The 24252-nt window shown below is 71.7% G+C and carries 21 protein-coding genes; 12 read left to right on the forward strand and 9 right to left on the reverse strand.

The window, feature by feature from the left end; translation table 11 throughout:
* The first annotated feature begins 67 nt into the window (after positions 1-67).
* Both ABZ716_RS10435 and ABZ716_RS10440 read left to right on the forward strand, forming a co-directional pair.
* Positions 68-943: a polysaccharide deacetylase family protein gene (locus ABZ716_RS10435; RefSeq protein WP_351878244.1), complete on the forward strand. Its 876-nt coding sequence runs from the start codon at positions 68-70 to the stop codon at positions 941-943.
* A complete protein-coding gene (locus ABZ716_RS10440; RefSeq protein ID WP_358958035.1) occupies positions 940-1827 on the forward strand; it encodes a polysaccharide deacetylase family protein in 888 nt (295 codons plus the stop codon). Before ABZ716_RS10435 ends, ABZ716_RS10440 begins: the two co-directional genes overlap by 4 nt.
* A gap of 423 nt (positions 1828-2250) precedes the next feature.
* Here the strand turns inward: ABZ716_RS10440 and ABZ716_RS10445 are convergent, their stop codons facing one another.
* Positions 2251-2616, reverse strand: a complete 366-nt coding sequence (locus ABZ716_RS10445; RefSeq protein WP_358812800.1) for a hypothetical protein — start codon at positions 2614-2616, stop codon at positions 2251-2253.
* A gap of 14 nt (positions 2617-2630) precedes the next feature.
* Positions 2631-3887 carry a helix-turn-helix domain-containing protein gene (locus ABZ716_RS10450; protein WP_358958038.1) on the reverse strand — a complete coding sequence of 419 codons (1257 nt, stop codon included), beginning with the start codon at positions 3885-3887 and terminating at the stop codon, positions 2631-2633.
* A gap of 301 nt (positions 3888-4188) precedes the next feature.
* On the opposite strand from ABZ716_RS10450, the gene ABZ716_RS10455 reads away from it, so the two are divergent.
* On the forward strand, positions 4189-4419 hold the full coding sequence (locus ABZ716_RS10455) for a hypothetical protein (protein WP_358812802.1): 231 nt from the start codon (positions 4189-4191) through the stop codon (positions 4417-4419).
* 34 nt (positions 4420-4453) lie between these two features.
* On the opposite strand, the gene ABZ716_RS10460 is transcribed toward ABZ716_RS10455, so the two are convergent.
* From ABZ716_RS10460 to ABZ716_RS10470, 3 genes are all read right to left on the reverse strand, one after another.
* Positions 4454-5854 (reverse strand): FtsW/RodA/SpoVE family cell cycle protein, encoded by a 1401-nt coding sequence (locus ABZ716_RS10460; RefSeq protein ID WP_358958040.1) that lies wholly within the window; start codon positions 5852-5854, stop codon positions 4454-4456.
* A 64-nt stretch (positions 5855-5918) separates the two neighbouring features.
* The gene (locus ABZ716_RS10465; RefSeq protein WP_358958043.1) at positions 5919-7310 is read right to left on the reverse strand and encodes a HAMP domain-containing sensor histidine kinase; all 1392 of its coding nucleotides are present in this window, start codon (positions 7308-7310) and stop codon (positions 5919-5921) included.
* A gap of 2 nt (positions 7311-7312) precedes the next feature.
* On the reverse strand, positions 7313-8005 hold the full coding sequence (locus ABZ716_RS10470) for a response regulator transcription factor (protein ID WP_358958045.1): 693 nt from the start codon (positions 8003-8005) through the stop codon (positions 7313-7315).
* 316 nt (positions 8006-8321) lie between these two features.
* On the opposite strand from ABZ716_RS10470, the gene groES reads away from it, so the two are divergent.
* Both groES and groL read left to right on the forward strand, forming a co-directional pair.
* Positions 8322-8630 carry a co-chaperone GroES gene (gene groES, locus ABZ716_RS10475; RefSeq protein WP_030230757.1) on the forward strand — a complete coding sequence of 103 codons (309 nt, stop codon included), beginning with the start codon at positions 8322-8324 and terminating at the stop codon, positions 8628-8630.
* Between the two features lie 112 nt (positions 8631-8742).
* Positions 8743-10371: a chaperonin GroEL gene (groL, locus tag ABZ716_RS10480; protein WP_358812806.1), complete on the forward strand. Its 1629-nt coding sequence runs from the start codon at positions 8743-8745 to the stop codon at positions 10369-10371.
* A 104-nt stretch (positions 10372-10475) separates the two neighbouring features.
* On the opposite strand, the gene ABZ716_RS10485 is transcribed toward groL, so the two are convergent.
* Entirely contained in the window at positions 10476-11249 is a 774-nt protein-coding gene (locus ABZ716_RS10485; RefSeq protein WP_355969444.1) for an SDR family oxidoreductase, read from the reverse strand.
* Positions 11250-11360: 111 nt separating this feature from the next.
* Between ABZ716_RS10485 and ABZ716_RS10490 the strand changes: the two genes are divergently transcribed.
* The gene (locus ABZ716_RS10490) at positions 11361-12257 is read left to right on the forward strand and encodes a LysR family transcriptional regulator (RefSeq protein WP_358812807.1); all 897 of its coding nucleotides are present in this window, start codon (positions 11361-11363) and stop codon (positions 12255-12257) included.
* Between the two features lie 244 nt (positions 12258-12501).
* Here ABZ716_RS10490 and ABZ716_RS10495 read toward each other — a convergent pair whose 3' ends face one another.
* Entirely contained in the window at positions 12502-12828 is a 327-nt protein-coding gene (locus tag ABZ716_RS10495; protein ID WP_351878217.1) for a WhiB family transcriptional regulator, read from the reverse strand.
* Between the two features lie 379 nt (positions 12829-13207).
* Between ABZ716_RS10495 and ABZ716_RS10500 the strand changes: the two genes are divergently transcribed.
* The 4 genes from ABZ716_RS10500 (at position 13208) to ABZ716_RS10515 (ending at position 17683) form a co-directional block, all read left to right on the forward strand.
* The gene (locus ABZ716_RS10500) at positions 13208-13819 is read left to right on the forward strand and encodes a response regulator transcription factor (RefSeq protein ID WP_003948568.1); all 612 of its coding nucleotides are present in this window, start codon (positions 13208-13210) and stop codon (positions 13817-13819) included.
* Positions 13820-14161: 342 nt separating this feature from the next.
* A complete protein-coding gene (locus tag ABZ716_RS10505; RefSeq protein WP_045949017.1) occupies positions 14162-14791 on the forward strand; it encodes a sigma-70 family RNA polymerase sigma factor in 630 nt (209 codons plus the stop codon).
* A gap of 122 nt (positions 14792-14913) precedes the next feature.
* Positions 14914-16413, forward strand: coding sequence for an IMP dehydrogenase (guaB, locus tag ABZ716_RS10510; RefSeq protein WP_358812808.1), 1500 nt, complete (start codon positions 14914-14916; stop codon positions 16411-16413).
* A 145-nt stretch (positions 16414-16558) separates the two neighbouring features.
* A complete protein-coding gene (locus tag ABZ716_RS10515; protein WP_351878211.1) occupies positions 16559-17683 on the forward strand; it encodes a GuaB3 family IMP dehydrogenase-related protein in 1125 nt (374 codons plus the stop codon).
* A 68-nt stretch (positions 17684-17751) separates the two neighbouring features.
* On the opposite strand, the gene ABZ716_RS10520 is transcribed toward ABZ716_RS10515, so the two are convergent.
* Positions 17752-18225 carry a hypothetical protein gene (locus ABZ716_RS10520; protein WP_358958047.1) on the reverse strand — a complete coding sequence of 158 codons (474 nt, stop codon included), beginning with the start codon at positions 18223-18225 and terminating at the stop codon, positions 17752-17754.
* A 156-nt stretch (positions 18226-18381) separates the two neighbouring features.
* The gene (locus ABZ716_RS10525; protein ID WP_358812810.1) at positions 18382-19611 is read right to left on the reverse strand and encodes a nucleotide sugar dehydrogenase; all 1230 of its coding nucleotides are present in this window, start codon (positions 19609-19611) and stop codon (positions 18382-18384) included.
* Positions 19612-19864: 253 nt separating this feature from the next.
* Here ABZ716_RS10525 and ABZ716_RS10530 point away from each other — a divergent pair, with 253 nt between their 5' ends.
* The gene (locus ABZ716_RS10530; RefSeq protein ID WP_358812811.1) at positions 19865-21571 is read left to right on the forward strand and encodes a glycerol-3-phosphate dehydrogenase/oxidase; all 1707 of its coding nucleotides are present in this window, start codon (positions 19865-19867) and stop codon (positions 21569-21571) included.
* Positions 21572-22145: 574 nt separating this feature from the next.
* The gene (locus ABZ716_RS10535; protein ID WP_358958049.1) at positions 22146-24251 is read left to right on the forward strand and encodes a serine/threonine-protein kinase; all 2106 of its coding nucleotides are present in this window, start codon (positions 22146-22148) and stop codon (positions 24249-24251) included.
* The last annotated feature ends 1 nt before the right edge of the window (position 24252 follow it).

Consider the following 24252-nt stretch of genomic DNA (forward strand, 5'->3'; position numbering starts at 1 on the left):
AGGACAAAAGGGAAATCCCACGCAGTTTGGTCACCGGAACGCGGCCCGCTCGCGCACCCGGTACGGGGTGGCCGCGGCCGCGCTGCTGGTTGCCGCCCTGGCGACGGGGTGCGGCTCCGCGGACCCGGCCACGCCCGTCAAGGGCAAGCCGGGCCAGGGTGCGGCCGAGGCCGGCTCCGGCGCGGCCGGCGCCCTCGCCAACTCCGCCGAGCAGCTCAAGGCCGCCCAGCAGGCCCGTGTCGCCATGGCCAAGAAGTGGGGTCTGGCCAAGACCCCGCTCATGGCCCCGGCCGGACCGAAGACGAAACCCGAGATCACCACCCGGGACGGCTTCGAGGTAGAGGGCCAGAGCGAGCTGCCCCCGGTCTTCACCACCGTGCCGACCGAGGACAAGGTCGTCTTCCTGACCATCGACGACGGGGCCGAGAAAGACCCCCAGTTCCTCCGCATGATGCAGGAGCTGAAGATCCCGTACACGGCGTTCCTCAGCGACTACCTCGTGCGCGACAACTACCCGTACTTCAAGGAGATGCAGGCCGCCGGCGTCACCCTGAACAACCACACGCTCAACCACCGCTACATGCCCGGCCTCAACTACGAGCAGCAGCGCGAGGAGATCTGCGGGCAGCAGGACACCATCCAGAAGCAGTTCGGCAAGCGGCCCGCACTCTTCCGGCCCCCCTACGGCAACTACAACCAGGACACCCTGCGCGCGGCGAAGTCCTGCGGTATCAAGGCAGTTCCCCTGTGGAACGCGGAAGCCTTCCCGAACCGCATGGACTACCGTGAATGGGACAGGGACCTGCACCCCGGTGACATCATCTTGACGCACTTCCGGGGCAAGGAAGACTGGAAGGGCACGATGCCTGACATGATCCGTCATGTCATGAAGACCGTCACGGACAAGGGGTATGCCGTGGCCCGCCTGGAGGATTACCTGTGAAGTACGCGCGCCGGCTCGTAGCCGGGACGCTGACGGCCGGCGCGCTCGCGCTGTCCCTGTCGGGTTGCGGGAACAGCGTGGATCCCATCGAGAGGCTGGGCCGCAAGGCCGGGCAGACGGGGAGCCCGTCGGCCTCCCCGTCCGCCCCGGCCTCCCCGTCCGCCTCCGCCCAGGCGGGCACCCCGGCGGACGAGGCGTACCGCAAGTGGGGGCTGACCGCCCCGCTGCAGTACGCCCCCAAGCCCGCGCAGAAGTCCCAGCTCCCCAAGCCGGCGGGGCCGGGCAAGCCGGTGGTGGTGGACCGAATACCCGTGGCGCCGAACGAGAAGGTCGTCTTCCTGACCTTCGACGACGGCGCGGAGAAGGACCCCGAGTTCCTGAAGATGGCGGCTGACCTGAAGCTGCCGATCAGCATGTTCCTGACGGACAACGTGGCTTCGTCGGACTACGGCTACTTCGAGAAGCTCCGCGACAACGGCTCCGGCAGCACGGTGAACAACCACACCCTGACGCACCCGAACCTGCGCACGCTGGCGTTCGCCGCGCAGAAGAAGGAGATATGCGGCCAGCAGGACCGTCTGGAGAAACGCTTCGGCAAGCGCCCCGTCCTGTTCCGGCCGCCCTTCGGCAACTACAACGACGACACCCTGAAGGCCGCCGCTGAGTGCGGCATCAACACGGTCGTGCTGTGGCGGGCGTCGATGCAGATAAACGACTTCCAGTACGCGGAGGGCTCCGCCCTCAAACCGGGCGACATCATCCTGGCCCACTTCCGCGGCCCGTCGGAACTCAAGGGCGCGACGGAAATCCACATGACCACCCGCATGCTCCAGCACATACAGGAACAGGGCTACAAGATCGCCCGCCTGGAGGACTACCTGTAGGGGTACGGGGTTCACGGCGCGGGGCGGCGGTCTCCCCCGCCGGGGAGCGGGACTTCACTCGGCGGTCTCAGGGAAGGTGTGGGGCTTTCCCGTCCGTCTCATCGTCCTTCCGTGCCGGGCCGGCCTGTCAAGGGCGCTCCTTCGTCGCGTCGCTGCGCGATGGCCTCCGGCCACCCTTGACAGACCGTCCCGCCACGAAAAGCCGAAGACTGCCGGGAAACCCCCAAAAGAACGGGCCGGTTCTTCCTTGGACATGCGGCGGCCTCAGCGATGGGCGGCGGGGCCGAGCGCCGCCTCGCCGGGCATCCGGGCCGACCTGGGCAGCAATCGGAGCCGCTCCCCGCGCCAGATCGCTACGCGCTTCTCTCTTTCGGCGTCCGCGACCCGTCATGGGCTGATATCCGCAACGGATGAACGCCGGCTTCAGGTGAGGGACTTCTCGATGACCTCGAAGATGTCCGCATCCGTTTCCCGCTGCCAGGACGGGAGTTCCGGCCAGTCGGCCACGTAGCCCGGCTTCGGGGCGTCGAAGTGCTTGAACATCTGGGCGATCCAGCAGAGGGCGACGAACCGGCCCTTCTGCTCGCGGGAGAGCCGGTCCGTCTTGCCGTCGCTGATGTCGATGAACTGGCGCACCTGCGCGTAAACGGCGCCTGCGGCCTCGCGCTCCCACTGCGGGGTGTCCTCCCAGGGGGTGACGTACCCGGCCTTCGGCTCGCCGGGGAAGTGCTGCTGCACCCCGGCGATCCAGGCTTCCCGGAACAGTCGTGCGCCTTCGGTCTGCGACATGCCAACCCCTTTCGTCACGGTGCCCTCAGCGCGGTGATCTCCGCCCCCAACTCCGCCATGCGGCGGTCTCGGACCAGGGGGCCGAACTCCTCGCACAGTCCTCGGAGTCTACGGATGATGTACCCCGACGATGAGGCATGTGCCAGGCGCAGGGCTTCGCGGGCGTGGATCAGCACCTGGTCGGGGTCCCGATGTTTGACCCCGATCAGGGCCAGGTCGGCCAGCACCGCTCCCCTTCGGCGGTACGAGTGCCCGAAGGCCAGGGCGTGCTGCCCCAGGGCCCTGCTGAGCGCCTCTTCTGCCAGGTCGAAGCGACCGAGGCGTACGTATCGCGCACCGCGCTCCTCGGCCAGCCGCGTGCCGTCGAATCGGAGCCAGCCGCCATTCGAGCTGTCTTCACCCAGGTGCTGGACTTCCTCTGCCCGCGCAAGCGCCTCTTCGCACCCAGCGAGGTCTCCCATGCCGGCCAGTGCCTCCGCCTGCACGGACGCCACCCAGTACCGCGTGGTCAGTGCGTTGTCTCCCCGGACCGCGACGCGCTCCGCGGCGCGCAGGACCTCGACCGCTTCGCGGTAACGCTGCTCGGACACGTCCACGTAGGCATGACGCACCAGGGCGCATGCCCACAGGTCGTATGCTCCGGCCTCCTTGCTCACAGAGGCAGCCAGGGCGTAGGAGGCTGCCGCGTTCGCATACCGGTTGGAGTCGAAGGCCACTTCACCGGCCAGCTGGAACAGGTCGGCTGCCGCGTGGAGCAGCGGGAGTGACGTCCCGGCCCGTGCCCCGGACAGAGCCTCCTGAAGCGTTTGCAGCTGATCTCGGACCACGGGGTAGACCGTGCCCTTGGTCCGCGCCCGTTGGTAGACCTGCCACAGATGGCCGTTCATCCGAGCGAAGTCCGCCGGGTTGCCCCGCTGCACGCCGTCAGCCAGTGCCTCTGCCTCGTCGAGGGGAAGGGCGGCCAGCGCACCGCTGACGGTGAGTATGCGGAGAAATTCACGGCGGATCATCTCGTCGGGGTCTCCCGCGCTCGGGTGGTCACTGGGCTTTGGCCGTCCTGGCCCCCGCTCTACGACTTGGGGCGGCGGCAAGAGGGTTTCCACCTCTTGGAGGCGGACGTCCAAGGCGCTCGCCAGAGCTGGCCGTTGACATGGATGAGGCGAGATCTCGCCCCTCTCCCAGCGCCCGACCGTCGTGCGGTCCACGCCAAGCAACTCGGCCAATTTCTCCTGACTGTAGCCCAGGGCCTTGCGCCGTTCTGCCAGTCCCATGCGACCCCTTCTTGTGCCTCTGGACCTTTCGGGTCCCGTGCACGGATCTGCATCAAGCGTGCCTCATGGATGCCGTGGAGGTCGTCCACTCGCTGGGATTTCCTTGGTGTTGTTCCACAACGAAAGGATGCAGACATGGCAACGCCGAACGTCGATCGAAGCTGCGGAAGTGATGTGTCCCTCGGCTCCCCGGACAAGCCGTTGCCCCGGGTGAGGGCCGTGGACGGGCCCAGCGTCGATCTCCTGGACCGCGCGCTCATCGGCTGGGAGCGGTTCCTCGACACCTTCGAGGTCGCGTCCGGTGAGTGAGCGGTACGAGTACGTCCCCCATCGCCTTCTGCGCTGTCGTGTCCGGGACATCGCATCAGGTGCCGAGGGGGAGCTGATGGCCGTGATCAACGAGAACGTCTCGGACACCGGGGCCGAGTACTGGATGGAGCTGGCCTATATCCGTGGCGCGTCGGGCCGGGAGTTCACCACCGCCGTCGCGAACGTCCAGCCCGCCTATGAGAGGGGCACGGTGAGGGGCTGAGGTCGGCTCGGAAGGCCGGGAGGAGGCGTTCTCGCTAGTGTGCCGCCGCCGGTACCGGGGTGATCGTCGTTTCGGCTGGGCCTCGGGCGTCGGCTTCGCGTTGGCGTTCCGCGCTGTCGCTGATGCGGAGGAGGAGGGCGATCATGATCCAGTTGGCCAGGAGGGACGAGCCGCCCTTGGCCAGGAAGGGGAGGGCCTTGCCCGTCAGGGGGATCAGGCCCGTGACGCCGCCCGCGACCACGAAGACCTGGAGGGCGAGGGCCGCCGCGAGGCCCACCGCGAGCAGCTTGCCGAACGGGTCCCGCGCGGCCAGGGCCATCCGCAGGCCCCGCTGTACGAGGAGGCCGTAGAGGAGGAGGACGGCCATGACTCCGGCCAGGCCCAGCTCCTCGCCCACCGTCGTCAGGATGAAGTCGCTGCGCCCCGCGAACTTGATCAGCTCGGGGTGGCCCAGACCCAGGCCGGTGCCCGAGACGCCGCCGGTGCCGAAGCTGAACAGGGCCTGCGCCGACTGGTCGGAGGTGACCCCGGGCGGGCGGTTCTCCCAGTAGTACGACAGCGGGTTGAGCCAGGCCGCCACGCGCGCCTTGACGTGGGGCTCGGTCGAGCCGACCACGAAGGCGCCGCCCGCCGCCATGACCAGGCCGCACACGATCCAGCTGGTCCGCTCCGTGGCGACGTAGAGCATCACCACGAACACGCCGAAGAAGATCAGCGACGTGCCCAGGTCGCGTTCGAAGACCAGCACCAGGAGGGAGATGATCCACACCGTGATGATCGGGCCCAGCTGACGCATCGGAGGGAGGCGCATGCCCAGGAACCTGCGGCCCGTCAGGGCGAGCGAGTCGCGGTGGACGACCAGGTAGCCGGCGAAGAAGACCGAGATCATGATCTTCACGAACTCGCCGGGCTGGAGCGAGAACCCGAAGAGGATGATCCAGCGCTTGGCCCCGTAGGTGTCCGCGCCGAAGAACGCCGGCGCGATCAGCAGCACCAGCGCGACGGCCATCGTGATGTAGATGAACCGCTGGAGCAGCCGGTGGTCGCGCAGCAGGGCCACCACCAGCAGGCAGGCCGCGACCCCGACCACCGTCCACATCAGCTGCCCGGGCGCGTTCGCGTCGGAGCCGTAGCGCTCGATGTACCCCTGGTCGAGCCGGTGGATCAGGACGAGCCCCAGCCCCGTCAGCAGCATGGCCAGCGGGAAGACCAGTGGGTCCGCGTACGCCGCGAACCGGCGGATGCCCAGGTGTCCGACCAGGGAGAGCAGGCTCATGCTGATCACGAAGCTGGTGAGGTGCTGCGGCAGCTCCCCGTTCATGGCCAGGCCCGCGCTCACATGCCCGAAGACGGCGATGCCGACGACGAACACCAGCAGCAGCGCTTCGGTACGGCGGCGGGCGCCCGCCGACGTCAGGGGCCTCAGGCCCCGCACGGAACGCCGCCGCCGACGGTGGGACCGGTCTGCTCGGCAATGCGACGCTTTATCTTCATATCGTCTATGACGTAGATGCCCTGCTCGAGGTTCCGTCCGGGATCCGCAGCTCCAGCCGCGCGCCCCCGCCCGGGGTGCCCAGCGCGCGGACGTCGCCGCCGTGGGACCGGGCGATCTCGCGGCTGATCGCCAGGCCCAGGCCGGTGCCGCCGCCGGCCCGGCCCCGGTCCGCGTCGAGGCGTACGAACCGCTCGAAGACCCGGTCCCGGTCCGCCTCCGGGATCCCCGGACCGTCGTCCGCGACTTCCAGCACCGCCCACCCCTCCCGGGCGGCGGCCCGCACCACGACCCCTCCCCGCGCGTACCGCAGGGCGTTGTCCACCAGGTTGGCCAAGGCCCGCTCCAGCCGCGCCGGGTCCCCGTACGCCGGGACCGGCGCCGGGGCCTGCACCCGCAGCGGCACCCGGGGCGCGGGCCGGCGCGCCGCGTCCTCCGCCGCCACCAGCGCCAGGTCCACCGGCTCCGGGCGCGGCGCGGGCCCCCCGTCGAGGCGGGCCAGGAGCAGCAGGTCGGCGGCGATCCGCTGGAGCCGGTCGGTGTCGGCCAGCGCGGCGGCCACCGACGCCCGGTCGGGCCGCTCCATGGCCAGGGCCACCTCCAGCCGGGAGCGTACGGCGGCCAGCGGGTTGCGCAGCTCGTGCGAGGCGTCGGCGGTGAACTGCCGCTGCCGGGCGTCGGAGCGCTCCAGACGGTCGAGGGTGTCGTTGACGGTCCGCGCCAGCCGGGCGATCTCGTCGGCGCCGCCCGGGTCGGGGACGCGGCGGCCCAGCTCGCTCGCGGTGACGGCGGCCAGCCCGGAGCGGATCGCGGTGACGGGACGCAGCGCGTGCCCGGTGGCCCACCAGGCCAGGGCCGCCGCGAAGACGGTCATCGGGGGTGCGCCGGCGAGCAGTCCGACGGCGACGGCGCGCGTGGCGTCGTCCACGTCGCCCAGCGCGGTCATCGCGTACACGGTGTGCGGCGCGCCCGGGTCGTGCGCCCCCGGCGGGCCGGGGGCCGTGACCGCGACGACCACGCGCCGCTGCGCGCCGGGGTGCGCGGGCTCCCGTACGGCGGAGCGGGAGTCCTGCCCGGGGCCGGGGCGCAGCCCGTCGAGGCGGGGGAGGTCCCGGGGTTCGCCGCCGGCCGCGGTGCTCGCGACGGTCCGGCCCCGCGCGTCGCGGACGAGGACCAGGTCGACCCCGCTCTCCGGCGCGGGCAGCCGGCCGCCGGGCGGGAGGGTGCGGGTGTCGATCTGGGCGGCGACCTTGCGGGCGGCGAGCTCGGTGCGGCCGGTGGTGTTGTCGAGGAGGTTGCCGCGCATGAGGGTGTACAGCCACAGTCCGCCGGTGGCGAGGACCGCGGCCATCGCGAGCGCGGCGGCGAGCGCGGTACGGGCGCGGAGGCTGCTCAGCACCGTCAGCCGCCGTCGGGGGCCATGCGGTAGCCGGTGCCGTGGACGGTGAGGATGGAGCGGCGGCCGAAGGGGGCGTCGATCTTCCTGCGCAGGGAGGAGACGTAGACCTCGACGATGTTCGGGTCGATGCCGTGCGGGGAGTCCCAGACCTCGTCGAGGATCTGCTGTTTGGCGACGGCCCGGCCGGGCCGCTCCATCAGGCAGGCGAGGACGCCGAGCTCGCGGGCGGTGAGCTCGATGTCGCGGCCGCCGCGGCGGCAGCGGCGGTCGTGCCGGTCGAGGAACAGGTCCCCGGCCCGGAGCACGGCGGACGTGGACGCGGGCCCGGGGGCGGCGGCGCGGCGGGCGAGGGCGCGCAGGCGGGCGCCGAGCACGACGAAGGAGAAGGGCTTGGTGAGGTAGTCGTCGGCCCCGGCGTCGAGTCCTTCGGCCTCGTCGTACTCGCCGTCCCGGGCGGTGAGCATCAGGACGGGGGTGGCGTCGCCCTCGGCGCGCATCCGGGCGCAGATCTCGGCGCCGCCGGGTCCGGGGAGCATCAGGTCCAGCAGGACGGCGTCGTACGGTCCGCCGGTGAGGGCCAGCTGGAGCCCCCGGTGCCCGTCGTGGGCGACCTCGACGCGGTGGCCCTCGGCGGACAGGCCCTGCCGGAGGGACTCGGCCAGGTTCTCTTCGTCTTCGACGACCAGGATGCGCACGCGCCAAGCCTCACACAGGGGGCGCGGGTGGGCGCCGCCCTCCCGGGGTACCGGTCCCGGGGCGGCCCCGCGCCCCGCGGCCAGGCGTGCCGAATGCGCCAAACGGGTCCTCAGACGGCCGGATCACGTGGAACGGAGGGCGTGTGTTGGCACTCCGCTTGACCGAGTGCTAATCGCCGGAATAGTGTCACACCTGGCACTCGCCACCGGTGAGTGCCAACACAGCGACAGGCAGGTCCGGCACCCGCGACGACGGATCGACCTGGTCGCCACCTCAGACAGTTAACCCCGGATCTCCGAAGGGGGAGGTCGGATCGTGACGACCGCCAGCTCCAAGGTTGCCATCAAGCCGCTTGAGGACCGCATCGTGGTCCAGCCGCTCGACGCCGAGCAGACCACGGCCTCCGGCCTGGTCATCCCGGACACCGCGAAGGAGAAGCCCCAGGAGGGCGTCGTCCTCGCGGTTGGCCCGGGCCGCTTCGAGGACGGCCAGCGTCTCCCGCTGGACGTCAGCGTCGGCGACATCGTGCTGTACAGCAAGTACGGCGGCACCGAAGTGAAGTACAGCGGCGAGGAATACCTCGTCCTCTCGGCCCGCGACGTGCTCGCGATCGTCGAGAAGTAATCACTTCTCACGCATTGCTTTGAACTGCGCCCCTGGTCACCCCGCTGATTTGCCGGGCGGCGAGGGGCGCGGTTCGTTAAACCCGAGTTTTCGAGAGGGCTGAACCGCTCCCATGGCGAAGATCCTGAAGTTCGACGAGGACGCCCGTCGCGCCCTCGAGCGCGGCGTCAACAAGCTTGCCGACACGGTCAAGGTGACGATCGGCCCCAAGGGCCGCAACGTCGTCATCGACAAGAAGTTCGGCGCCCCCACCATCACCAACGACGGCGTCACCATCGCCCGCGAGGTCGAGCTGGACGACCCGTACGAGAACCTCGGCGCGCAGCTCGTGAAGGAGGTGGCGACCAAGACCAACGACATCGCGGGTGACGGCACCACCACCGCCACCGTGCTCGCCCAGGCGCTCGTCCGCGAGGGTCTGCGCAACGTCGCCGCCGGCGCCTCCCCGGCCGCCCTGAAGAAGGGCATCGACGCCGCGGTCAAGGCCGTGTCCGAGGAGCTCCTCGCGACCGCCCGCCCGATCGAGGACAAGTCGGACATCGCCGCCGTGGCCGCGCTCTCCGCGCAGGACGCCCAGGTCGGCGAGCTCATCGCCGAGGCGATGGACAAGGTCGGCAAGGACGGTGTCATCACCGTCGAGGAGTCCAACGCCTTCGGCCTGGAGCTGGAGTTCACCGAGGGCATGGCCTTCGACAAGGGCTACCTCTCCCCCTACATGGTCACCGACCAGGAGCGTATGGAGGCCGTCCTCGACGACCCGTACATCCTGATCCACCAGGGCAAGATCTCCTCCATCCAGGACCTCCTGCCGCTGCTGGAGAAGGTCATCCAGGCCGGCAGCTCCAAGCCGCTGCTGATCATCGCCGAGGACGTCGAGGGCGAGGCGCTCTCCACCCTCGTCGTCAACAAGATCCGCGGCACCTTCAACGCGGTCGCCGTCAAGGCCCCCGGCTTCGGTGACCGCCGCAAGGCGATGCTCCAGGACATGGCCACCCTCACCGGTGCCACCGTCATCGCCGAGGAGGTCGGCCTCAAGCTCGACCAGGCCGGTCTGGACGTGCTGGGCAGCGCCCGCCGCGTGACCATCTCCAAGGACGACACGACCATCGTCGACGGCGGCGGCAACGCCGCGGACGTCGCGGGCCGCGTCAGCCAGATCAAGGCCGAGATCGAGTCCACGGACTCCGACTGGGACCGCGAGAAGCTGCAGGAGCGCCTGGCGAAGCTCGCCGGCGGCGTCTGCGTCATCAAGGTCGGCGCCGCCACCGAGGTGGAGCTCAAGGAGAAGAAGCACCGCCTCGAGGACGCCATCTCCGCGACCCGCGCCGCGGTCGAGGAGGGCATCGTCTCCGGCGGTGGCTCCGCGCTCGTCCACGCCGTCAAGGTCCTGGAGGGCAACCTCGGCCTGACCGGCGACGAGGGCACGGGTGTGGCGGTCGTCCGCCGCGCCGCCGTCGAGCCGCTGCGCTGGATCGCCGAGAACGCCGGCCTCGAGGGCTACGTCATCACCTCGAAGGTGGCGGAGCTGGAGAAGGGCAACGGCTTCAACGCCGCCACCGGCGAGTACGGCGACCTGGTCAAGGCCGGCGTCATCGACCCGGTCAAGGTCACCCGCTCCGCGCTGGAGAACGCCGCTTCCATCGCCTCCCTGCTGCTCACGACCGAGACCCTGGTCGTCGAGAAGCCGGCCGAGGAAGAGGCCGACGCCGGTCACGGCCACGGTCACGGCCACAGCCACTGAGGCACGGCCGCTGAGGCCGGCGCCTGAGCGCCGGCCCCCGCACGAGAAGGCCCTGGTCACCCCCGCCACGCGGGGTGGCCAGGGCCTCTCGCGTACCGCGGGGGCTACTGCGGCCCGTACTTGCGCCCCGTGCGGGAGGACACGCCGCCGAGCAGCCCGCGCGGCGTCAGCTTCACCACGCCCATCAGCGCCTTGTACCGCGGGTCGGGGATCGACACCGTCTTCCCCCGCGCCAGGTCGGCCAGGGCCGCGGCCACCAGCTTGTCGGCGTCCAGCCACAGCCAGCCCGGGATGTTGTCGGTGCCCATCCCGGCCCGCTCGTGGAACTCGGTCCGTACGAAGCCCGGGCACAGCGCCATCAGCCGCACCCCGGACCCGGCCAGGTCCCGTGCCGCCCCCTGGGTGAACTGCACGACCCACGCCTTGCTGGCGCCGTAGGTGCCGCGCGGGACGAAGGCGGCCACGGAGGCCACGTTGACGACCCCGCCGCGGCCGCGCGAGCGCATCGACTCCGTCGCCGCCGAGGTCAGCCGCAGCACCGCCTCGACGTGCACCTTGAGCATGGCCAGCTCGTCGGCGAGGGAGACCTCCAGGTAGCGGCCCTTGTTGCCGAAGCCCGCGTTGTTGACCAGCAGGTCCACCGGGTGCGTGCGGTCCCCGAGGCGGGCCTCGACCGCCGCGATGCCCTCGTCCGTGGCGAGGTCGGCCGCCAGCACCTCCGCCTCGATGCCGTGCCGGTCGTGCAGTTCGGTGGCCTGCTCGGCCAGCCGCTTCGTGTCCCGGGCCACCAGGACGAGGTTGTGGCCCTGGGCGGCGAGCCGCCGGGCGAAGGCGGCACCGATGCCCGCCGTGGATCCAGTGATCAACGCAGTCGTCATGTGCGCAAAATAGCCGCCCGCCCCGGCTTCCGGACCCCCCGGCCCGTACGGGGTCCCAAAGGTGGAGCTGGGAAGAGCGGCCGGGGCAAAAGGCGGGCTTATGCTCGAAGGGTGATTGAGGCACGCCACCTGCGGATCCTGCGCGCTGTCGCCGGGACCGGTTCCTTCTCCGCCGCCGCCCGTGAACTGGGCTGCACCCAGCCCGCCGTCTCCCAGCAGATGAAGGCCCTGGAGCAGTCGGCCGGCACCCCGCTGCTGGTGCGGACGGGCCGTGAGATGCGGCTGACCCAGGCGGGGGAGGCCCTCGTGCGGCACGCCGCCGGGATCCTGGCCGGGCTGACCGCCGCCGAGGAGGAGGTCGCCGCCATCGCGGGGCTGCGCGCCGGGCGGGTGCGGCTCGTCTCCTTCCCCAGCGGCAGCTCCACCCTGGTGCCGACGGCGCTCGCCGCGATGCGCGCCGAGCACCCGGGCACCCGGATCTCCCTGGTGGAGGCGGAGCCCCCGCGTTCGGTGGAGATGCTGCGCGAGGGGGACTGCGATCTGGCGCTGGCCTTCCGCTACGGCGGGGCCGCGGCCGCGGCCGAATGGGAGGACCTGGTCGTCACCCCGCTGCTGACCGACCGGCTCGTGGGGCTGGTGCCGGACGGGCACCGGCTGGCCGGCGCCGGGCGGGTGGGCATGGCGGAGCTGGCGGACGAGCCCTGGATCGCGGGCTGCCCGCGCTGCCGGCGGCATCTGGTCGAGGTGTGCGAGGGGGCGGGGTTCACCCCGCGCATCGACTTCGCCACCGACGACTACCCGGCCGTGGTGGGGCTGGTCGGCGCGGGGCTGGGCGTGGCGGTGCTGCCGGAGCTCGCGGTGGAGTCCGTACGGGCCAAGGGCGTGAGCGCTCTGGCCGTGGAGCCGGCGGTGGAGCGGGAGGTCGTGGCGCTGACGCTGCCCGACCTGGCGCGGGTACCGGCGGTGGCGGCGACCCTGGGGGAGCTGGTGCGGGCCGCCGCCCGCTGACCGGCCACGCGGGGGCCTGAGGGGGCGCGTCGGTGCGACACGCCCGGGGCGGAAGCGGGTCCGGAGGGGTTCTTGGTGGGGTCGGTGGGGTCGAGGGGCGGAGGGGCGGAGGGCGGAAACGTTCCTTCAGGCGCTTCCGTGTGCGCCCCTTCGTGCGCCCCTGGCGCCCCCGGGCACTCCCTCCGCGCGCCGTGCGGCCGGTGGCCGGTCCCGGCGCGGCGGTGTCGGTCCGCCGGGACGGCGGTCAGTCCGGCGCGACCGGGCCGATCCCGCTGGAGGCGGGCAGCAGGCGGTGGCGCGCGCGGCCCATCAGTTCTTCGCGCTCGTCCTCGGTGAGCCCGCCCCACACTCCGTAGGGCTCGCGGACGGCGAGGGCGTGCGCGGCGCATTCCGAACGGACCGGGCAGCGCATGCAGACCTCTTTAGCCGAGGTCTCGCGCGCGCTCCTGGCCGCGCCCCGCTCGCCCTCCGGGTGGAAGAAGAGGGAGCTGTCGACCCCGCGGCAGGCGGCCAGCAGCTGCCAGTCCCAGAGGTCGGCGTTCGGTCCGGGGAGGCGGGAGAAATCTGCCATGGGTAGTCCTCTTGGTGCCGGTACTGAGGCGGATACGGTCCATGTCTCCACACCTACTGTCGTAGTAGATGTAAATATGACTCATTCGGAATCTAGCCTCAGGCACATGCAAAACGGAAGGAAAGCCGCCAAATAGGGCATAGCTCCAGATGGAGGACGCGCGGCGGGTGCCTCCAGCGCCGTGATCGCTTCCTCACGTAGAGTGCCGAAGGTGTCCGTCCGACCCGTAACTCTTTCGAGTGACCATCGTTGAGAGAGCGAGTGCGGTTGAAACGAGAAGTTCCCGGACAGGTGTCCGAGGGCATCGACCGCACAGGTGACGATACGTACCAGCCTGGAGGCTCAAGGTGACGCGCATCAGCAGCTGCGGAGGGCGGTCATGACATCCGTCCTCGTCTGCGACGACTCCCCGCTTGCCCGAGAGGCGCTCCGTCGCGCGGTTGCCACCGTGCCCGGCGTCGAGCGTGTGACGACGGCTGCCAACGGCGAGGAAGTCCTCCGCCGCTGGGGTGCCGACCGGTCCGACCTGATTCTGATGGACGTGCGGATGCCCGGGCTCGGCGGTGTCGAGACCGTCCGCCGGCTCCTGTCCGCCGACCCGGGGGCCCGCATCATCATGCTGACCGTCGCCGAGGACCTGGACGGCGTGGCCCTCGCGGTCGCCGCCGGCGCCCGTGGCTACCTGCACAAGGACGCCTCGCGCGCCGAACTGCGGGCCACGGTCACCCAGGCGCTCGCCGACCCGACCTGGCGGCTGGCCCCGCGCCGGCTGCGCTCGGCGGAGATGGGCGCGGCGCCCACCCTCACCGCGCGCGAGATCCAGGTGCTGGAGGGCATGAGCCACGGCCGGTCCAACGCGGAGATCGGGCGCGAGCTCTTCCTCTCCGAGGACACGGTCAAGACCCACGCCCGCAGGCTCTTCAAGAAGCTGGGCGCCTCCGACCGGGCGCACGCCGTGGCGCTCGGCTTCCGCTGGGGTCTCGTCCGCTGACGGCGCCCGCGGCGCCCGGGTCTCCGGAGCGGTCCCGTCCGCCGTCGGCGGGCGGGGCGGCAGGCGCCCCGGGAGCGGCGCGGTGGGGAAGTCCCGTCCCGACCGGTGTCCCGTCGGGGGTTGGCGGGGCACAATCCGGGGGACGTGTCGCTTCGGGCGCGATGCCGCATCCTTGATGGTGTGCCGCATTCTTGGAGAGGTCGAGTCCTCGGGGACGACGATTCGGGCCGAGCGGAGGGGAGGGCGCAGACGATGGGTTCCGGCGCACCCGCTCATAACGCTTCGATGCACAACACGGGCCGCGATGCCACGAACGCTCCGGCGCCAGGGCACCATGGATTGATGCGCGACGACGAGGCCCTGGGGTCACCCCCGGCCGCAGGCCCCACCGGCGCCGCCAAAGGCGGCAACGCCGGGGCTGTCAGCGCGCTCGTACGCCGTGCGGTCGACGGTGACGAACAGGCCACGCACGACCTGCTGGCCTTCGTGCACCCCCTCGCCCTCCGTTACTGCCGCACCCGGCTGTCGCGGCTGCCGGGTGATGCCCGTCACTTCGTCGAGGACCTGGCGCAGGAGGTCTGCGTCGCCGTCCTGATGGCGCTGCCCCGCTACCGGGACACCGGGCGCCCCTTCGAGGCGTTCGTCTTCGCCATCGCCGCGCACAAGGTCGCCGACCTCCAGCGGGCCGCGATGCGGCATCCGGGGAGCACCGCCGTGCCGTCCGACGAGATGCCGGAGCGGCCGGACGACTCGCTCGGGCCGGAGGAGCGGGCGCTGCTCAGCAGTGACGCCGCCTGGGCCAAGAAGCTGCTGGCCAATCTGCCGGAGAACCAGCGCGAGCTGCTCGTCCTGCGGGTGGCCGTCGGGCTGACGGCCGAGGAGACCGGCCAGATGCTCGGTATGTCCCCCGGCGCGGTGCGGGTCGCCCAGCACCGTGCGCTGAGCCGGCTGCGGGCGCTCGCAGAGCAGTGAGCGGGAGATTCTCCCCGTAGGAAGCTACGAATCTTCTGCTTGACCTTGGTCGTGGAATGAGACGCCTCGGGATCCCGTTAGCATGGACATCCGCGCTGAGCAAGACCATTTGGGAAGGTGTCATGACCGCCGACGGAGTACCCGACAAATTCGCCGCGCTCGGACTGACCTATGACGACGTGCTGCTGCTGCCGGGCGCGTCGGACATGGCCCCCGACGAGATCGACACCTCCTCCCTCATCTCGCGCAACGTCCGCGTGAACGTTCCGCTGCTGTCCGCGGCCATGGACAAGGTCACCGAGTCCCGGATGGCCATCGCCATGGCCCGCCAGGGCGGCGTCGGCGTCCTGCACCGCAACCTCTCCATCGCCGACCAGGCCAACCAGGTGGACCTGGTCAAGCGCTCCGAGTCCGGCATGGTCACGGACCCGATCACGGTGCACCCCGACGCGACGCTCGGCGAGGCCGACCACCTCTGTGCGAAGTTCCGCATCTCCGGCGTCCCGGTCACCGACTCCGCCGGCAAGCTGCTGGGCATCGTCACCAACCGCGACATGGCCTTCGAGTCGGACCGCAGCCGCCAGGTGCGCGAGGTCATGACCCCGATGCCACTGGTCACCGGCAAGGTCGGCATCTCCGGCGTGGACGCCATGGAGCTGCTGCGCCGCCACAAGATCGAGAAGCTTCCGCTGGTCGACGACGCGGGCATCCTCAAGGGCCTCATCACCGTCAAGGACTTCGTCAAGGCCGAGAAGTACCCGAACGCCGCCAAGGACAAGGACGGCCGCCTGCTGGTCGGCGCCGCCGTCGGCGTCGCGGGCGACGCGTACGAGCGCGCCCAGGCCCTGATCGAGGCGGGCGCCGACTTCATCGTGGTCGACACCGCCCACGGCCACTCCCGCCTGGTCGGCGACATGGTCGCCAAGATCAAGTCCAACTCCGGCGTCGACGTCATCGGCGGCAACGTCGCCACCCGCGACGGCGCCCAGGCGCTGATCGACGCCGGCTGCGACGGCATCAAGGTCGGCGTCGGCCCCGGCTCCATCTGCACCACCCGCGTGGTCGCCGGCATCGGCGTCCCGCAGGTCACCGCGATCTACGAGGCCGCGCTGGCCGCGAAGGCCGCGGGCGTCCCCGTCATCGGTGACGGCGGCCTGCAGTACTCCGGCGACATCGCCAAGGCCCTGGTCGCGGGCGCCGACACGGTGATGCTCGGCTCGCTGCTCGCGGGCTGCGAGGAGTCCCCGGGCGAGCTGCTCTTCATCAACGGCAAGCAGTTCAAGTCCTACCGCGGCATGGGCTCGCTCGGCGCGATGCAGTCCCGTGGCGACCGCAAGTCCTTCTCCAAGGACCGCTACTTCCAGGAGGGCGTCGGCGGGGACGACAAGCTGATCCCCGAGGGCATCGAGGGCCAGGTCCCCTACCGCGGCCCGCTCTCCGCGGTGGTCCACCAGCTCGTCGGCGGTCTGCGCCAGTCGATGTTCTACGTCGGCGGCCGTACGGTGCCGGAGCTCCAGGAGCGCGGCCGGTTCGTCCGGATCACCTCGGCGGGTCTCAAGGAGAGCCACCCGCACGACATCCAGATGACGGTGGAAGCGCCGAACTACAGCCGCCAGGGCTGACACGACGACCGCCCGAGGGGGCGGGCCCGCGCCGGGCCCGCCCCCTCGGCATGTCCCGGCCGCGTCCGTACAGCGGTCATCGGAACGCGGGTCCCCGGGGTTCGGGGATACTGGACGGGCAGACCCAGAGGAAAGGCCACCACACGTGACTGAGATCGAGATCGGGCGCGGCAAGCGCGGCCGCCGGGCGTACGCCTTCGACGACATCGCCATCGTCCCCAGCCGGCGTACGCGGGATCCGAAGGAGGTCTCGATCGCCTGGCAGATCGACGCGTACCGCTTCGAGCTCCCCTTCCTGGCCGCCCCCATGGACTCCGTGGTCTCCCCGCAGACCGCGATCCGCATCGGCGAGCTCGGCGGCCTCGGCGTGCTCAACCTCGAGGGCCTGTGGACCCGCTACGAGGACCCGCAGCCGCTGCTCGACGAGATCGCGGAGCTGGACGAGGAGGCCGCCACCCGCCGCCTCCAGGAGATCTACGCCGCGCCGATCCAGGCCGACCTGATCCGGCAGCGGATCAAGGAGGTGCGCGACTCGGGCGTCGTCACCGCCGCCGCGCTCTCCCCGCAGCGCACCGCCGAGTTCTCCAAGGCCGTCGTGGACGCGGGCGTCGACATCTTCGTCATCCGCGGCACCACCGTGTCGGCCGAGCACGTCTCGGGCGCGGCCGAGCCGCTGAACCTCAAGCAGTTCATCTACGAGCTCGACGTCCCGGTCATCGTGGGCGGCTGCGCCACCTACACGGCGGCCCTGCACCTGATGCGCACCGGCGCGGCGGGCGTCCTCGTCGGCTTCGGCGGCGGCGCCGCGCACACCACGCGCAACGTCCTCGGCATCCAGGTCCCGATGGCCACCGCCGTCGCGGACGTGGCCGCGGCCCGCCGCGACTACATGGACGAGTCCGGCGGCCGGTACGTGCACGTCATCGCCGACGGCGGTGTGGGCTGGTCGGGCGACATCCCCAAGGCCGTGGCCTGCGGCGCCGACGCCGTGATGATGGGCTCCCCGCTGGCCCGCGCCACCGACGCGCCCGGCCGGGGCAACCACTGGGGCATGGAGGCCGTCCACGAGGACGTGCCGCGCGGCAAGAAGGTCAACCTGGGCACGGTCGGCACCACCGAGGAGATCCTCACCGGCCCGTCGCACACCCCGGACGGCTCGATGAACCTCTTCGGCGCCCTGCGCCGCTCGATGGCCACGACGGGCTACAGCGAGCTCAAGGAGTTCCAGCGCGTCGAGGTCACGGTCGCGGACGCCCAGCACAGCCGCTGACCGCTTCGCGTCCACACGCCGGAGGGCCGGCACCCCGAGCGGGGTGCCGGCCCTCCGGCGTGTGCGGGTCAGTCGTCGGTCTTCAGGACCGTCCCGACTGCGACGACGACGCTGATGCCGATGAACACCAGGGACATGAGGTCGAGGCTCTCCTTGACGATGTCGTTCAGGCCACCGACACCGATGGCCTCGATCACGTCGGACAAGCTGATCTTCTTGAGGTCAGCCAGGGCGAGCGCGAAGAGGAACATCTTGCCGAGGTAGACGGCGCCGATCGACACCAGCCCGGCGACCGCAGGCATCACCGCGTTCCGGCCGCCGATCTTCTTGGCGGCGAAACCGACGAGGGCGCCGATGAAGATGCTACCGAAGGGCCGCTCCCGGTCCAGGGCGTACATGATCCCGCCGTAGGCGGCCGCTGCGATCAGTCCCGCGACGACAGCCGCGACGATGCCCAGGCCGATGTTGCCCTTGCGGGCCGGTGCCGGGGCGGGCGCCTCGACGGAGGACGGGGGCGCGGGCGGCTGAACGTTGTGGCTCATGGAAATCCCCCCCAGGGATTTGACGCACGTCAGCCCGTGGGGGCATAAGTGCGGGATAAGTGATGCCGCAGGCTAACAGGGGACGCTGACATTCCACGGGGGGATTTCGGTCCGATGATCCAACCGGAACCGGCCCGTGACCTGGGGCGGGGGTGGTCAGAGGCGGTGGGCCGCGCCGACGGGGCTGGCGCCTCGGGTGTCGAGGAGGAGCTGGGCCTTCACCGCCAGGCCCTGGAGGTCGTACGTGCGGTGGTGCTGGAGCAGGATCGTCAGGTCGGCGTTGGCGGCAGCCTCGTAGAGGGAGTCGGCGCGCGGGACGGGCCGGTCGCGGACCCGCCAGCCCTGGATGTAGGGGTCGTGGTAGCTGACCAGGGCGCCCAGATCGAGGAGCCGGCTGGCGATCTCGGGGGCGGGGGAGCCCTCCTGGTCCGGGAGGTCGGGCTTGTAGGTGACGCCCAGGAGGAGGACGCGGGCGCCCCGGGCGGACTTTCCGTGCTCGTTCAGCAGGGTGGCGCAGCGCTGGATGACGTACTGCGGCATCCGGCCGTTGATCTCCTGCGCCAGGCCGACCATGCGCAGGGGGTGGCCGGGGGTGCGGGTGGTGTGGGGGAGGTAGTTCGGGTCGAGGGGGACGCCGTGGCCGCCGACGCCGGGGCCGGGGCGGAACGCCTGGAACCCGTACGGCTTGGTCTCGGCGCACCGGATGACGTCCCAGAGGTCGACGCCGAGGTCGTGGCAGAGGACCGCCATCTCGTTCATGAGGGCGATGTTCACGTGCCGGTAGTTGGTTTCCAGCAGCTGGACGGTCTCGGCCTCGCGCAGCCCCCGGGCCCGGACGACCTTCTCGGTGAGGCGGGCGTAGAAGGCGTGCGCGGATTCGGTGCAGGCCGGGGTGAGGCCGCCGATGACCTTGGGGGTGTTGGCGATGGTGTGCGTCCGGTTGCCGGGGTCGAGGCGGCTGGGGGAGTAGGCCAGGTGGAAGTCGCGTCCGGCGCGCAGGCCGGAGCCCTCTTCGAGGACGGGCCGCAGGTAGTCCTCGGTGACCCCGGGGTGGGCGGCGGATTCCAGGATGACGGTGGTGTGGGGGCGCAGCCGGGCGGCGAGGGTGCGGCCGGCCGCGCCGACGGCGCTGAGGTCGAGGGCCCGGTCGGCGCCGAGCTGGGTGGGGGCGCAGATGACGGCGGTGCGGACCCGGCCGAGTTCGGCGGGGTTGGTGGTGACCCGGAAGCCGGCCGCCGACATGCGGCGGATCTCGGCGGCGGTGAGGGGGCTGTCCGTGGCGGGGCCGCTGTCGTAGCCGACGGTCTCGATTCCGGCGGCGACGGCCGCCTGGGCGAGGGGGAGGCCGAGGTGGCCGAGTCCGATGACGGCGAGATCTGCGGGCATGGGGGGCCGTCCCTTCCCTTCCCTGGCATGCATGAGGAGGCGGTGCGCGCAAGTCCTGTGGACGAATGGAGCTGGCGCAATGTCAGACTAGGCATATATATGACGGATATGTCGCATTCTGGGGTTGTGGCCATCCCTGTGTTGTCCACAGCCGGTGGCTGATGTCGGTGCGGCCGGTCAGAATCGGAAATGGGAGATGTGAGCGGGATCACCCGCAGCGAGCGGGATCGGCCCGTACCAACGGGAGGCAGCCGTGAGGACAGCGACACTGGGGCCCGCGCAGCGCGCGGAAGCCCTCGCCGGGATGGCCGAGCGGGAACTGGACGTGCTGGTCGTCGGCGCGGGCGTGGTCGGCGCGGGTACCGCGCTCGATGCGGTGACCAGAGGTCTGTCGACCGGGCTGGTGGAGGCGCGGGACTGGGCCTCGGGGACCTCCAGCCGCTCCAGCAAGCTCATCCACGGCGGCCTGCGCTATCTGGAGATGCTCGACTTCGCCCTGGTCCGTGAGGCCCTCAAGGAACGCGGGCTGCTGCTGGAGCGGCTCGCCCCGCATCTGGTGAAGCCGGTGCCGTTCCTGTACCCGCTCCAGCACAAGGTGTGGGAGCGGTTCTACGCCGGCTCGGGCGTCGCGTTGTACGACGCGATGTCGGTCTCCAGCGGGCACGGGCGCGGCCTGCCCACCCACCGGCACCTCTCGCGCAGACGGGCTCTGCGGGTCGCGCCGGCGCTGCGCAAGGACGCCCTGGTGGGCGCGCTCCAGTACTACGACGCCCAGATGGACGACGCCCGCTATGTGACCACGCTGGTCCGGACGGCCGCCGCGTACGGGGCGTACTGCGCCAACCGGGCCAGGGTGATCGACTTCCTGCGCGAGGGCGAACGGGTGGTCGGGGCCCGGGTGCGGGACGTGGAGGGCGGCGGGGAGTACGAGATCCGCGCCAAACAGGTGGTGAACGCGACCGGCGTGTGGACGGACGACACCCAGGCGCTGATCGGGGAGCGCGGGCAGTTCCACGTGCGCGCCTCCAAGGGCATCCACCTGGTGGTCCCCAAGGACCGGATCCATTCGAACACCGGGCTCATCCTGCGGACCGAGAAGTCGGTGCTGTTCGTCATCCCGTGGGGCCGGCACTGGATCGTGGGCACCACGGACACCGACTGGGACCTGGACAAGGCGCACCCGGCGGCCTCCAGCGCCGACATCGACTACCTGCTGGAGCACGTGAACTCGGTACTGGCCGTACCGCTGACCCGGGACGACGTCGAGGGGGTCTACGCGGGCCTGCGGCCGCTGCTGGCGGGAGAGTCGGACGCGACGAGCAAGCTCTCGCGCGAGCACACGGTGGCCCATCCGGTGCCGGGGCTGGTGGTGGTGGCGGGCGGCAAGTACACGACGTACCGGGTGATGGCGAAGGACGCCGTCGACGAGGCGGTGCACGGCCTGGACCAGCGGGTGGCCGAGTGCGTCACGGAGGACGTGCCGCTGGTGGGTGCGGAGGGCTACCGGGCGCTGTGGAACGCCCGGAACCGCATCGCCTCGCGGACCGGGCTGCATGTGGTGCGGGTGGAGCACCTGCTGAACCGGTACGGATCCCTGACGGAGGAACTGCTCGACCTGATCGCGGCCGATCCGGCGCTGGGGGAGCCGCTGACCGGGGCGGACGACTACCTCCGGGCAGAAGTCGTCTACGCCGCTTCGCACGAGGGCGCCCGGCATTTGGACGATGTCATGACCCGGCGGACCAGGATCTCGATCGAGACCTTCGACCGGGGGACGCGGTCGGCGCGCGAGTGCGCGGAGCTGATGGCTCCGGTGCTGGGCTGGGACAAGCGGCAGACCGAGAACGAGGTGGAGCACTACGAGAAGAGGGTGCAGGCGGAGCGCGAATCGCAGCGCCAGCCGGACGACCAGACCGCCGACGCGGCCCGGCTGGGGGCGCCCGACATCGTTCCGCTCTGACGCGCCGTGACCGTGCGATCCGGACGGGGGAACCGCTGGACCCGGGGCTCCCGTCCGCTGCGGAGTGAGCAACAATGAGGTTTCTGCCGGGGTGGGTTACCTTGCCCCCGGCGGCTGCCGGGGGCAGCCGGGGCAGGCTGCACGATCGCAGAGGGGACGCATGTCGAAGCCGGAGCACACCGAGTCGCCCGCCGAGGCGCCTGCCGGGCCGCCTGCGGCGAAGCCCGGGGGTGCCGGTGCCGGTGCCTCCGAGGGTGGTGACGCGGTGAAGTCCGCCGCGGGCCCCGATTCTGACGCCGCGCCGGGCGGCTCCGCCGGTGCCGCGGACGAGGGCGCCGCGGCCGAGCCGGCCGCCGCGTCCATACCCCGGCCGAGGACCGGGACGGCCGCGCGCAAGGGGTCCGGGGGATCGGATCCCGCTTCGGGAACGCCTTCTGACGCCCCGACGGGCCAGCCCGCTGCCGCGCGCGACGCCGCCGGGCCGGCCCCCGCGGAGGAGGATCCGGCCGGTACGCCGGGTCCGGCCGCGGAGGCCGGGGGCGGCGGGGCCGCGCCCGCGGACGAGGGCGCGCCGGTGAAGGCCGGTACGGATGCCCCGGATGCGGACGAGCCCCCGGCTGCGAAGCGGAGCCCGGGTACCCGGGCCGGGGCTACGGGCGCGGCGCGCAAGCGCGGTGCGGCCGAGGAGGACGGGGGCGCCCCCGCCGAGGGTCGGGCAGGGAAGGGGTCCGGGGAACCCGGTGCGCGAGCCCAGGAGGCCGGGGCCGCTGCCGAGGCCGAGGAGGCGCAGGAGCGCAAGGGGCGGCTGCTCGCCGGGCGCTACCGGCTCGGGGCCGTGCTCGGCAAGGGCGGTATGGGTACCGTGTGGCGGGCCGAGGACGAGGTGCTCGGCCGGACCGTCGCCGTCAAGGAACTCCGCTTCAGCAGCGGCGTCGACGAGGACGAGAAGCGCCGCCTCATCACCCGTACCCTCCGCGAGGCCAAGGCCATCGCGCGGATCCGCAACGAGGGCGCCGTCACCGTCTACGACGTCGTCGACGAGGACGCGCGCCCCTGGATCGTCATGGAACTCATCGAGGGCCTCTCCCTCGCCGAGTTCGTCCGCGAGAACGGCCCGCTGAGCCCGCGCCGCGCCGCCGAGGTGGGGCTGGCCGTGCTCGACGTCCTGCGCGCCGCGCACCGCCAGGGGATCCTGCACCGCGATGTGAAGCCGTCCAACGTGCTCATCGCCGCCAGCGGCCGCGTCGTCCTCACCGACTTCGGCATCGCCCAGGTCGAGGGCGACCCCTCCATCACCTCCACCGGGATGCTCGTCGGCGCCCCCTCCTACATCTCCCCCGAGCGCGCCCGTGGCTACAAGCCCGGCCCGCCCGCCGACATGTGGTCCCTCGGCGGGCTCCTGTACGCCGCCGTCGAAGGCGTGCCCCCGTACGACAAGGGCTCCGCGCTCGCCACCCTCACCGCGGTGATGACGGAAGCGGTGGACCCGCCCAAGAACGCCGGCCCGGCCCTGACCGAGGTCATTTACGGGCTGCTGGTCAAGGACCCGGCGCTGCGCCTGGACGAGGACCGCGCCCGGTCGATGCTTACCGCCGTGATCAACGCCCCCGAGCCGGCGCCCGCCCCCGTACCGCCCGTCCCGGCGGTCGAGGAGACCCGGCCGATCTCCCTCACCAAGGCCGAGGCGGAGGCGGAGAAGGCCGCCGAGAAGGCGGCGAAGAAGGAGCGCGAGCGCCGCGAGCGCGAGCAGCGCGACCGCGCCCGGGCCGCGCTGAAGGCGGCCCGCAAGGCGGCGGCCGCCGAAGCCGCCTCGGCCGCCGAGGCCCCGCAGCGGCCCTCGACGGTGGCCCCGGCCTCGCTCACCGATGTGATGCCGCGCCGCACCATCGCCCTCGCGATCGCCGGGATCCTGGTGGTCCTGGCGGTCATCGGCTCGCTCATCGCGTACGCGGTCAGCGGCCAGGACGACCAGGGCGGCCGGAAGAACGAGGGCAAGGGCGGCCCCACCCCGGCGGCCTCCGCCGCCCGGTCGCCGGGCAACTCCCCGGGCAACTCCCCGGCCGCCTCGCAGGGTTCCTCCCCCAGCCCCGCCCCGGCCGCGAGCGGCAGCCCGGACCCGGCCGCCTCCGGCGCGGGCGCGGGCGGCGCCGGTAACGACCCCGCCCAGAACCAGGCGCAGAGCCAGGGCCAGGGCGCCAGCCCGGGCGGCTCCGGCGGGGGACTGCCCGCCGGATTCACCAAGGTGACGGACCTCAACTTCCAGTTCGCCATGGTGATGCCCGAGGGCTTCCACCAGACGGGCACCGCCGGCACCAACTCGGGCGCGATATACAGCCGCTCCGGCGGCTTCCCCCGTATCCAGGTCGACCACACCAGCAGCCCGGGCAACGACGCCCGCGCCGCCTGGGCCGAGATGGTCCCGGGCCTGGCCGGCAGCAGCAGGAACTACCACCAGATCCGCCTCGAACCCGTCGAGTACCGGGGCTACCCGACCGTCGCGGACCTGGAGTTCGAGCGCGAGGAGCAGGGCATGAAGGTCCGCGTGCTCGACCGCGGCTTCAGGGCGGACGCCAAGAACGGCTACGCCATCATGATTAGCTGCCCGGCCGACCAGTGGGACGGCCCCGAATGCACGCAGATCCGCAACACCGCCTTCGACACCTTCCAGCAGTTGGGCTGAC

The sequence above is a fragment of the Streptomyces sp. NPDC006687 genome (assembly GCF_040636215.1).
Lineage (GTDB): Bacteria > Actinomycetota > Actinomycetes > Streptomycetales > Streptomycetaceae > Streptomyces.